11 protein-coding genes are annotated in these 10,130 nt (G+C 70.8%); 7 read left to right on the top strand and 4 right to left on the bottom strand.

Features of this window, described 5'->3' with window-relative positions; translation table 11 throughout:
* Positions 1-38: 38 nt before the first annotated feature.
* Complete coding sequence (locus EST92_RS19720) at positions 39-1,265, bottom strand: acyl-CoA dehydrogenase family protein (RefSeq protein ID WP_129282197.1); 1,227 nt, start codon at positions 1,263-1,265, stop codon at positions 39-41.
* Positions 1,266-1,426: 161 nt separating this feature from the next.
* On the opposite strand from EST92_RS19720, the gene EST92_RS19715 reads away from it, so the two are divergent.
* Positions 1,427-2,074, top strand: a complete 648-nt coding sequence (locus tag EST92_RS19715; protein WP_129282196.1) for a TetR family transcriptional regulator — start codon at positions 1,427-1,429, stop codon at positions 2,072-2,074.
* A gap of 34 nt (positions 2,075-2,108) precedes the next feature.
* Here the strand turns inward: EST92_RS19715 and def are convergent, their stop codons facing one another.
* The gene (gene def / locus EST92_RS19710; protein ID WP_129282195.1) at positions 2,109-2,669 is read right to left on the bottom strand and encodes a peptide deformylase; all 561 of its coding nucleotides are present in this window, start codon (positions 2,667-2,669) and stop codon (positions 2,109-2,111) included.
* A gap of 186 nt (positions 2,670-2,855) precedes the next feature.
* Here def and EST92_RS19705 point away from each other — a divergent pair, with 186 nt between their 5' ends.
* The 5 genes from EST92_RS19705 (at position 2,856) to EST92_RS31665 (ending at position 7,496) form a co-directional block, all read left to right on the top strand.
* Entirely contained in the window at positions 2,856-4,094 is a 1,239-nt protein-coding gene (locus tag EST92_RS19705; protein WP_129282194.1) for a MurT ligase domain-containing protein, read from the top strand.
* A 32-nt stretch (positions 4,095-4,126) separates the two neighbouring features.
* Positions 4,127-4,855: a glutamine amidotransferase gene (locus EST92_RS19700; RefSeq protein WP_093487645.1), complete on the top strand. Its 729-nt coding sequence runs from the start codon at positions 4,127-4,129 to the stop codon at positions 4,853-4,855.
* Positions 4,856-5,045: 190 nt separating this feature from the next.
* On the top strand, positions 5,046-6,071 hold the full coding sequence (locus tag EST92_RS19695) for a 6-phosphofructokinase (RefSeq protein WP_129282193.1): 1,026 nt from the start codon (positions 5,046-5,048) through the stop codon (positions 6,069-6,071).
* Positions 6,072-6,220: 149 nt separating this feature from the next.
* Positions 6,221-7,180, top strand: coding sequence for a cytochrome c oxidase assembly protein (locus EST92_RS19690; RefSeq protein ID WP_129243496.1), 960 nt, complete (start codon positions 6,221-6,223; stop codon positions 7,178-7,180).
* A gap of 157 nt (positions 7,181-7,337) precedes the next feature.
* Positions 7,338-7,496, top strand: a complete 159-nt coding sequence (locus EST92_RS31665) for a hypothetical protein (RefSeq protein ID WP_174244068.1) — start codon at positions 7,338-7,340, stop codon at positions 7,494-7,496.
* Between the two features lie 53 nt (positions 7,497-7,549).
* On the opposite strand, the gene EST92_RS19685 is transcribed toward EST92_RS31665, so the two are convergent.
* Together EST92_RS19685 and EST92_RS19680 are read right to left on the bottom strand one after the other, a co-directional pair.
* A complete protein-coding gene (locus EST92_RS19685; protein WP_129282192.1) occupies positions 7,550-7,957 on the bottom strand; it encodes an SSI family serine proteinase inhibitor in 408 nt (135 codons plus the stop codon).
* A gap of 206 nt (positions 7,958-8,163) precedes the next feature.
* Positions 8,164-8,847: a hypothetical protein gene (locus tag EST92_RS19680; protein ID WP_129282191.1), complete on the bottom strand. Its 684-nt coding sequence runs from the start codon at positions 8,845-8,847 to the stop codon at positions 8,164-8,166.
* 542 nt (positions 8,848-9,389) lie between these two features.
* On the opposite strand from EST92_RS19680, the gene EST92_RS19675 reads away from it, so the two are divergent.
* On the top strand, positions 9,390-10,130 hold a 741-nt coding region (locus tag EST92_RS19675; RefSeq protein WP_254068919.1), incomplete at its 3' end, for a lysophospholipid acyltransferase family protein.

Below are 10,130 nucleotides of genomic sequence, written 5' to 3'. Positions count from 1 at the left end.
TCCAGAGCCATCTACGCGTGTCCTACTGGGACTTTAAGTCAGCGAATCGGCATCCCGGACAGCGTCCGGGCGATCACCAGCCGCTGGATCTCGCTCGTGCCCTCAAAAATCGTGTAGATGGCGGCGTCACGGTGCATCCGCTCCACCGGGTATTCGCGGGTGAAGCCGTTGCCGCCGAGGATCTGTACGGCCTGTGCGGTGACCTTCTTCGCGACCTCGCTGGCGAAGAGCTTGGACATGGAGCCCTCCGCGGAGGTGAAGGGCTTGCCGGTCACGGCCATCCAGGAGGCGCGCCAGACCAGCAGCCGGGCCGCGTCGATCTGGGTACGCATATCGGCGAGCTGGAAGGCCACGCCCTGGTTGTCGATGATCGGTCGGCCGAACTGGGAGCGGGTCGTGGCGTACTCCAGGGCCTCCTCGTAGGCCGCGCGGGCGGTACCGACCGCCATCGCGCCGACGGCCGGGCGGGACGCCTCGAAGGTGGCCATCGCGGCGTTCTTGACCCTCTCAGTGCCGGCCTTCGCGCGCTCGCGGGCGCGGGCGAGGCGCTCGTCGAGCTTCTCCTTGCCGCCGAGGAGGCAGTGGCCGGGGACGCGGACGTTCTCCAGGACGACCTCGGCGGTGTGCGAGGCGCGGATGCCGTGCTTCTTGAACTTCTGGCCCTGGGAGAGACCGGGGGTGTTCGGGGGGACGAGGAACGAGGCGTGCCCCTTGGAGCCCAGCTCGGGGTCGACGACCGCGACGACGACGTGGATATTGGCGATGCCACCGTTGGTGGCCCAGGTCTTGGTGCCGTTGAGCACCCACTCGTCCTTGGCCTCGTCGTAGACCGCGCGGGTACGCATCGCGGCGACGTCCGAGCCGGCGTCCGGTTCCGACGAGCAGAAGGCGGCGACCTTGACGTCGTTCACGTCGCCGTACATCTGCGGGACCCAGGTGCCGATCTGCTCCTCGGTGCCGTTCGCGAGCACACCGACGGCCGCGAGTCCGGTGCCCACGATCGACAGACCGATGCCGGCGTCACCCCAGAACAGCTCCTCCATGGTCATGGGGATGCCGAGGCCCGTGGGGTCGAAGAACTGCTGGGCGTAGAAGTCCAGCGAGTACAGCCCGATCTTGGCGGCTTCCTGGATGACGGGCCAGGGCGTCTCCTCGCGCTCGTCCCACTCGGCGGCAGCGGGGCGCATGACGTCCGCAGCGAAGCCGTGAATCCAGTCACGGACTTCCTTCTGCTCGTCGTTGAGCTCCATGGTGAACTCGGCCATGTCCCCTCCAGTGCTGCAGGCCGTACGATGTTACTAGCGGTAACCCGAAGTGTGTTACTCGCCAGTAAGGGATGTCAACTCCCCTGGGGACGAATTCGCCGCGGAGAACGGGTGTTACGTTGCGCCAGCGCCACGGATTCACAAGGGTGGGGAGCACGACCATGGAACGCACCAAGCGCAGCGGCCGGCAGCAGTCGGCGACCGAGCGCAGGCGGCGGGAGCTGCTGGAGGCCGCCGAGCGCATTGTGCTGCGCGACGGCCCGGACGCCTCGATGAACGCCATCGCCGCCGAGGCCGGTATCACCAAGCCGATCCTCTACCGGCACTTCGGGGACAAGGGCGGGCTGTACCGCGCGCTCGCCCTGCGGCACACGGATGCCCTGCTGGCCAATCTGGCGACCGCGCTGGACGCACCCGTCCTGCGCCGGGACCGGGTCGAGGCCACCCTCGACGCCTACCTGCTCGCGATCGAGAGCCAGCCGCAGGTGTACCGCTTTCTGATGCACCCGTCCGACGAGGACACCGGGCCCGAGACCGGCTTCGACGTGGGACGGCACTCCGCGCCGCTGCTGCGCCGGCTCGGCGAGGAGCTGGCCAAGGTGATCAGCGACCGACTGGACCTGGGGCCCGGCGGCGAGCTGACGGCACGCGTCTGGGGGCACGGCATCGTCGGCATGATGCACGGAGCCGGCGACTGGTGGCTGCGCGAACGCCCGTGCTCCCGCGAGCAGTTGGTCAAGCAGCTGGCCGATCTGCTCTGGGGGCAGCTGGCCACGGTCGCGGACCGCGAGGACGGTCCCGGCTTCTGAGCACCGGCCCGTCCGGGGGCGGACCGGCGGTCGCTCAGCGGCCGGGCGCCCCCGCCGCCGCGGCCCACGGGGCCCTGGCCGCCGCCCGCAGCGCCCGGCGGCGGCGCAGCCCGGTGAGGTGGTCGACGTAGAGGCCGCCGTCGAGGTGGTCGCACTCGTGCTGCAGACAGCGGGCGAAGAAGCCGGTGCCGGTCACCGTCCTGGGCTCGCCCGTGACGCTGGCCCCGGTCACGACGGCGTGGTCGTGGCGCGGGGTGCCGGCCTCGATGCCGGGGAGCGACAGACAGCCCTCGGGACCGCGGAGGACCGGACCGTCGGCCTCGACGAGCCGGGGGTTGACGAGATGGCCGAGGTGACGGCGGTCCTCGTCGTCGGGACAGTCGTATACGAACACCCGCAGCGGAACGCCGATCTGGTTGGCGGCCAGGCCCACGCCCTGCGCGGCGTACATCGTCGCGAACATGTCCTCGACCAGCCGTTCCAGCGCACCGTCGAATGCGGTGACCTCCTGGCAGGGCTCGGTCAGGGCCGGGTCGCCGAGCAGGCGCAGGGGGTGGACACGTCCGGAACTGCCCTGGATGGTGCGGGAACGCATGGGGGCAAGGGTACGGCCCGGCCCGCTCCCGGTTGTCGCCGCATGGGTGGCGGGTTTCGGGCCCGCCGCCGTATCTCGATAGGCTGATCCCCGACCGAAGCCCCGGCCGGTCATCGGCTGCGGAGGAGGCGTTCCACCGGCAGCCGTACGGCAGGCGGGCGCCGGATGCAAGGAGGATCAAGGACGATGGCAGGCAACACGGAGCCGCTGTCGCCGCGGGCCAAGCTGGCCGTGACGGCAGGCAAGGCCGCGGCGGCGGTGTCGCGCGCGGCGGGCCGCGGCAGCGGATCGGTGATCGGTGGCCGGGTGGCGCTCAAGCTCGACCCCGACCTGCTGGCGCGGCTGGCCCGGCACTTGGACGTCATCCTGGTGTCGGCGACGAACGGCAAGACGACCACGACGCGGCTGATCGCGGAGGCTTTGCGGGCCAGCGGCCCGGTGGTCTCCAATGCGCTCGGCGCCAACATGCCGGCCGGTATCACCTCGGCACTGGCCGGCGGCTCGGACGCCAAGTACGGCGTCATCGAGGTGGACGAGAAGTACCTCGCCGGTGTGGCACGCGATACGACGCCGAAGGCCATAGCGCTGCTGAACCTCTCGCGCGACCAGCTCGACCGCGCCGCGGAGACCCGGATGCTGGCCGAGCACTGGCGCGAGGGCCTGGCCGGCTCCAAGGCGCTGATCATCGCCAACGCGGACGACCCGCTGATCGTGTGGGCGGCCTCGTCGTCCGCGAATGTGGTGTGGGTCGCGGCCGGGCAGGAATGGAAGGACGACGCCTGGTCCTGCCCCTCGTGCGGTGGCGTGATGCAGCGGCCGGGCGAGGACTGGTTCTGCGCCGAGTGCGGCTTCCGCCGTCCCACGCCCAGCTGGGCGCTCTCCGGCGATCATGTCCTCGATCCGCACGGCAGCGCCTGGCCGATCAAGCTCCAGCTGCCGGGGCGCGCCAACCGCGCGAACGCCACCACCTCCGCCGCGGTCGCCGCCGCGTTCGGGGTGCCGCCGCAGGTGGCCCTGGAGCGGATGTTCTCGGTGCAGGCCGTGGCCGGCCGCTACGACGTGATCACGTTCATGGAGCGGGAGCTGCGGCTGCTGCTGGCGAAGAACCCGGCCGGCTGGCTGGAGACGTTCTCGCTGATCGACCCGCCGCCGACCCCGGTGATCATGTCGGTGAACGCGCGCGGCGCGGACGGCACGGACACCTCCTGGCTGTGGGACGTCGACTACACCCGGCTGGCCGGGCACCCGATCTTCGTGCTGGGCGACCGCAAGCTGGACCTCGCGGTGCGCCTGGAGGTCGCGGGACTCGACTTCCAGGTGTGCGAGAGCCTCGACGAGGCGGTGCGGACGGCGCCGCCCGGACGGATCGAGGTCATCGCCAACTACACGGCCTTCCAGGACCTGCGCCGCCGCGTGGGCAACTGAGTACGGTCCACCGACGTAAAGGACGAGCGAGCATGAGTGACAACAGCCTGCGCCTGGTGTGGATCTACCCGGACCTGCTGAGCACGTACGGCGACCAGGGCAACGCCCTGGTGGTGGAGCGGCGGGCGCGCCAGCGCGGTCTGGACGTACAGCGCCTGGACGTGCGCTCCGACCAGCAGATCCCCACCTCCGGCGACATCTATCTGATCGGCGGCGGTGAGGACCGGCCGCAGCGGCTGGCCTCGGAGCGGCTGATCCGTGACGGCGGACTGAACCGCGCGGTCTCCAACGGCGCGATCGTCTTCTCGGTCTGCGCCGGCTACCAGATCCTGGGCCACGAGTTCATCAATGACCTCGGGGAGCGGCAGCAGGGCGTGGGTCTGCTGGACGTGGTGAGCACCCGCGGCGAGGCGGAGCGCTGCGTCGGCGACGTACTCGCGGACATCGACCCGCAGTTGGGGCTGCCACCGCTGACCGGCTTCGAGAACCACCAGGGCGTCACGCATCTGGGCAAGACGGCCCGGCCGTTCGCCAAGGTGCGGTTCGGCAAGGGCAACGGCGTCGGCGACGGCTACGAGGGCGCGTACAACGACACCGTCTTCGGCACGTACATGCACGGTCCGGTGATGGCCCGCAATCCGCACATCGCCGACCTGCTGATCAAGCTGGCGCTGGACGTCAATGCGCTGCCTCCGGTGGAGGACCGCTGGTACGAGGCGCTGCGCCAGGAGCGGATCGCGGCGGCGACCCAGCCCGCCTGATACCGGGTGACGGCACGTTCGGGCGAGACAGCCGCATGTGACATTTGCCGGAATTGACCCCTTTTCGAACGCCCGCAGTCCCGCACTGCGGGCGTTCGTGTGCCCGGCGGCCCCGCGCTTGTAGGGTGAGCGGGATCCAACCGGACGACGGGGTCCGGGCCTCCGGTTGAGTTGCAAGGGTTTTCAAGCAATGCGTATTGGTGTCCTCACCTCCGGCGGCGACTGCCCCGGCCTGAACGCCGTCATCCGGTCCGTCGTCCACCGCGCCACCGCTGATCACGGCGATGAGGTGATCGGCTTCCGCGATGGCTGGAAGGGCTTGCTGGAGTGCGATTACCGCAAGCTGGACCTCGATGCCGTCGGCGGCATCCTGGCGCGCGGCGGCACCATCCTCGGGTCCTCCCGGGTCCAGCCCGCCCATCTGCGCGACGGCGTGGAGCGCGCCCGCGGCCACGTCGCCGAACTGGGCCTGGACGCGATCATCCCGATCGGCGGCGAGGGCACGCTGAAGGCGGCGCGGCTGCTGTCGGACGCCGGGCTGCCGATCGTCGGCGTACCGAAGACGATCGACAACGACATCGCGGTCACGGACGTGACGTTCGGCTTCGACACCGCGGTGGGTGTCGCCACCGAGGCGCTGGACCGGCTCAAGACCACCGCGGAGTCCCATCAGCGGGTGATGATCGTCGAGGTGATGGGCCGGCACACCGGCTGGATCGCGCTGCATTCGGGGATGGCGGCCGGTGCGCACGCCATCGTGGTGCCGGAGCGGCCCTTCGACATCGACGAGCTCACCGCGCGGGTGGCCGAGCGGTTCGAGGCCGGCAAGAAGTTCGCGATCGTGGTGGTCGCCGAGGGCGCCAAGCCGCGCGAGGGCACGATGTCCTTCGACATCGGCGGCAAGGACATGTACGGCCACGAGCGCTTCGCCGGCGTCGCCCGACAGCTCTCCGTGGAGCTGGAGGACCGCCTCGGCAAGGAGGCCCGCCCGGTCATCCTCGGCCATGTACAGCGCGGCGGTACGCCCACCGCGTACGACCGGGTGCTCGCCACCCGCTTCGGCTGGCACGCCGTCGAGGCCGCGCACCGCGGCGACTTCGGGATGATGACGGCGCTGCGCGGCACGGACATCACGCTGGTGCCGCTGGCCGAGGCCGTCGAGACGCTCAAGACGGTGCCCGTGGAGCGCTATGACGAGGCCGAGTGCGTGCTGTGAGCACCGCACCGGACCGGACCTAGTCACCGCACCGGACCTGGTCCCGGTGCGCACCGACCCGTTGTACGAACCGCCCCCGGCCGCTGTTCCGGCCGGGGGCGGTTCTAGTCTTGTGGGCCGGAGTATCGGTACGAATCAGGAGCGAGCGGATGGATCACAGCGGGCACGGCATGGACGGCATGAACATGGATCTGCCGCCGTTCACGCTGGGGCGGGGCCTGGAGTTCGGTGGTGATCCGTTCTTTCTCGTCGGCTGCCTGCTGGGACTGGCCCTCTACGGCTGGGCGGTGCTCCGGCTGCGGCGGCGGGGTGATGCCTGGCCGGTGGGCCGGATCGTCGCCTGGACGCTGGGCGTCGTGACCGTGGCGCTGGTGATGTGCACCAAGCTGAACGACTACGGCATGGCGATGTTCAGCGTGCACATGGTCCAGCACATGGTCGTCAGCATGCTCTCGCCGATCCTGCTGCTGCTCGGGGCGCCGGTGACGCTCGCGCTGCGGGCGCTGCCGGCCGCCGGGCGCGGCCGCAAGGGCCCGCGCGAGCTGCTGGTGGCGCTGCTGCACAGCCGCTACATGCGGATCATCACGCACCCCGCGTTCACCATCCCGCTCTTCATCGCGAGCCTCTACGCGCTCTACTTCTCCCCGCTGTTCGACTTCCTGATGGAGTCGCGGGCCGGGCACATCGGGATGATGGTGCACTTCCTCGCGGTCGGCCTGGTGTTCTTCTGGCCGATCATGGGAGTCGACCCGGGCCCGCACCGGCCGGGCTACGTCATGCGGATGCTGGAGCTGTTCGCGGGCATGCCGTTCCACGCGTTCTTCGGCATCGCGCTGATGATGGCCTCGGAGCCGATGGTCGACACCTTCGTGCACCCGCCGGCCTCGCTCGGGATCGAGGCGCTGGCGGACCAGACGGCCGCCGGCGGCATCGCCTGGGCCTTCAGCGAGATCCCGTCCGTCGTGGTGCTGATCGCCCTGGTCTACCAGTGGTACAAGTCCGAGGCGCGGCAGTCGCAGCGCGCGGACCGGGCCGCCGACCGCAACGGCGACAAGGATCTGGCCGACTACAACGCCTATCTCGCCTCGCTGCACGCACGGGGGCGATAACGGCAGGTCGGCGCGTAGCGCCGTCTTCTGGGGGTGGAGGTCGGGCGACGGGCGGGCGGGTCGCCACTCTGGCGGTACGGGCCGCGGCCGGGGACGATGGTCCCATGGCCGCGGCCCGTGGCATTGGCGCCCGGACCGCCCTGAGGAGGTTGCGGGTATGCCCGGATCTGCTAAGACGATGGCCGTGTGCACGGTGACCGGACTGGTGGTGGCGACCGCCTACACCGTGGCGTTGGGCGCCAATGGCTGGCTCTGGTTCTCCTGGGTGGTGCTGGCGTTGGTGACGATCGGAGTGGTGGCCGCGCGACCGGTCTGAGCGCCCCGCCCGAAGCGGCGTACGGCGCGGCCCACGGCGCGCGCGGGCCCGGTTCAGAAGCGGAAGACGGGCCCGGTGGCGGAGTCCATGGTGCACGCGTTGGGGAACTCCTTGCGCCAGTTCACCGGGCTGCCGCGCCAGGTGCCGGTCGCGGTGACGGTGACCGGGTCGTACTCGCGGGTGCAGGAGTGCGGCTCACCGGGCAGTGCGTCCAGGTCTCCGCGCGCCCAGGTCAGTGCGTTGCAGGCGGCGAGCGCATGCGGATGCCGGCGGTAGGTGTCGGGGCAGCTCAGCCGTACCCCGCGGACCCAGGTGTTGCCGGATCCGGACACGGTGAGCTGCAGGCCCTGGTCCACGGGTGGCTCATCTGCGCCGGCCGGGCCGACGCCGAGCGTGCCGAGCAGGGCCGCCGAGAGGGCGGCGAGCACGGCGGTACGGGCGGATCCACGGCTCACGGGCATCGAGGTCTCCTGGCAACGTCGGTGGGATCGGATGCGGGAGCCCGACAGGGACGCGCGGCGCCCAGCGGCCCCAGGCCACCTCGCCGGGCGCCGGTGGACAAGCGGCCACGCCGTGAGGTCGCCCGGACGGTCCTTCGATCCACGCCCTGACGACAGGGTGGCCGGCAACGGAGGAGGCGGCTCCGCTGCCGGCCACCGGACCGGGACTACCCCACACGCTCGATCCGGGCGCGCCGGATCAGGTTCTTCCCCTCCTCACGTACCTGCTCGAACGCCGCGTTGTTCAGCAGCGCACAACTGCCCGAGGTGGACGTCACGGAGACGGTCGTCGACTTGTTGTTGTCCAGGTTCGTCACCTTCAGCTTGGTCCCGGTGGGGAACTGGTCGCTGGACGCCGCCGGAGCGCCGCCCTCGCCGGAGAGGGTCACCGTCGAGCCCGGGCAGACCACATCGCCGTCGGCCGACGAACCGCCCGCGGCCGGCGGGGCCCCGGAGGCCGCGGAGTCGCCCGATCCGGACTGATCCGCCGATCCGGACGGATCCGCCGAGCCGGGCGGGGCTTCGCCGGCGGGTGGCTGCTTCGCCGGCGGCGCGCCCGCGGCCTCACCCCCGCCCCCCTCCGCGGAGCAGCCGGCGGCATTCTGTTTGACCTGGATCTCCTTGATCACGGCTTGCCGGTTGGCGATGCGGGCCGCCGACTGGGCGTCCGGGTGGGCCTGCTGGTCGGCGATGAACTTCTGGTTGTTGCTCAGCGCCGTGGCCAGCCCGTCGCAGGCCACCGAGGCCTGGCTGGTGCCCGTGGTGGCGATGGCGATGCCGCCGACCAGCGCCGCGGCACTGACGCAGACAATGATCTTCTGACGCCGGCCGACTGTTCTCTTTCGAGACATCTGAACTCCTGTCCTCGGCCTGGAACCGTGGGTTCAGGCGCGGTTGCCGGACAGTACGACGCGCCAACCGTGCCTCGTTCAGGACGGGTTGAAAGTTGTACGCGGATGCCAAAGGGGATTCCCGAAGGGCGGGTGTCTCTGCGAGAGTGCGGGGGTTCGGGTGCCACGGGCCCTGGTCGAGGAACGAGGCGGCCCGGCGCGGCTGTTGACCGCTCCGGTAGGGGAAGTCGGTGTCGTCCGCCCCCTCGGCCGTACGGTCCGGCGCAGCGCCTCGCGCACCTGTTCCGGGTGGCCGTGGGTGAGCCGCCGGCGCGGGTTTTCGGACAGCCGCAGCACACCGGCGAACCTCGCGAGCGGGGTGCGCGTGCGCCTGACGAGCGGGGCCGCCCGTCCTCCGGACACCGGGCGGGGACAGCATCGATCCGGCCGAAGGTGGTTACCGGCAGCGGTATGTGTCCATAAACTCACTGGCCGTCCCTGGGCCCCTCGTGACCTGGAACGGCATCACCGCATGGCCACCCGACGCAAGAGGGAGCTGTTCCGTGCTCTATCAGGTGCTGAAGTACCTCCTCCTCGGACCGCTGCTGCGGCTGGTGTTCCGGCCACGGGTCGAGGGGCTGGAGCACATCCCGGAAGAGGGCGCGGCGATCATCGCGGGCAATCACCTCTCGTTCGCCGATCACTTCGTGATGCCGGCGATCGTGCCGCGCCGGGTGACCTTTCTGGCCAAGGCGGAGTACTTCACCGGGCCCGGCCTCAAGGGCCGGCTGACCGCGGCGTTCTTCCGCGGCGTCGGGCAGATCCCGGTGGACCGTTCCGGCGGCCGCGCCTCGCGGGCGGCGCTCTCCTCCGGCCTCTCCGTCCTCCGCAAGGGCCACCTCCTGGGGATCTACCCGGAGGGCACCCGCTCGCACGACGGCCGGCTCTACAAGGGGCGTACCGGAGTCGCCTCGATGGCCATCACCGCGGGCGTACCGGTGGTGCCCTGCGCGATGATCGGCACCTTCGAGGCACAGCCGACGGGCCGTCGGCTGCCGCGCGCGATGCGGATCACCATCCGTTTCGGCGCACCGCTGGACTTCTCGCGGTACGCGGGCATGGAGGACGAACGCTTCATCCTGCGCGCCGTCACCGACGAGATCATGTACGAGATCCTCGCGCTGTCCGGGCAGGAGTACGTCGACAGGTACGCGGGCGAAGCCAAGGCGGAGGCACAGGCGCAGGCGCGCGCACAGGGGCGGAGGGGACAGGCGAAGGGCACCGGGGCGGGGAAGGGGAAAGGC

Origin of the sequence: Streptomyces sp. TM32 (assembly GCF_004122755.1) — a bacterium.
Taxonomy (GTDB): Bacteria; Actinomycetota; Actinomycetes; order Streptomycetales; family Streptomycetaceae; genus Streptomyces; species Streptomyces sioyaensis.
This window is presented reverse-complemented; position numbering and strand designations above follow the sequence as displayed.

What these genes read in the sequence shown, in the direction of transcription:
- EST92_RS19720 (WP_129282197.1), bottom strand. Translation starts at nt 1,265, where the DNA reads ATGGCCGAGTTCACCATGGAGCTCAACGACGAGCAGAAGGAAGTCCGT.
- def (WP_129282195.1), bottom strand. Translation starts at nt 2,669, where the DNA reads ATGCGTTCCCGCACCATCCAGGGCAGTTCCGGACGTGTCCACCCCCTG.
- EST92_RS19680 (WP_129282191.1), bottom strand. Translation starts at nt 8,847, where the DNA reads ATGTCTCGAAAGAGAACAGTCGGCCGGCGTCAGAAGATCATTGTCTGC.
- EST92_RS19690 (WP_129243496.1), top strand. Translation starts at nt 6,221, where the DNA reads ATGGATCACAGCGGGCACGGCATGGACGGCATGAACATGGATCTGCCG.
- EST92_RS31665 (WP_174244068.1), top strand. Translation starts at nt 7,338, where the DNA reads ATGCCCGGATCTGCTAAGACGATGGCCGTGTGCACGGTGACCGGACTG.
- EST92_RS19695 (WP_129282193.1), top strand. Translation starts at nt 5,046, where the DNA reads ATGCGTATTGGTGTCCTCACCTCCGGCGGCGACTGCCCCGGCCTGAAC.
- EST92_RS19705 (WP_129282194.1), top strand. Translation starts at nt 2,856, where the DNA reads ATGGCAGGCAACACGGAGCCGCTGTCGCCGCGGGCCAAGCTGGCCGTG.
- EST92_RS19700 (WP_093487645.1), top strand. Translation starts at nt 4,127, where the DNA reads ATGAGTGACAACAGCCTGCGCCTGGTGTGGATCTACCCGGACCTGCTG.
- EST92_RS19685 (WP_129282192.1), bottom strand. Translation starts at nt 7,957, where the DNA reads ATGCCCGTGAGCCGTGGATCCGCCCGTACCGCCGTGCTCGCCGCCCTC.
- EST92_RS19715 (WP_129282196.1), top strand. Translation starts at nt 1,427, where the DNA reads ATGGAACGCACCAAGCGCAGCGGCCGGCAGCAGTCGGCGACCGAGCGC.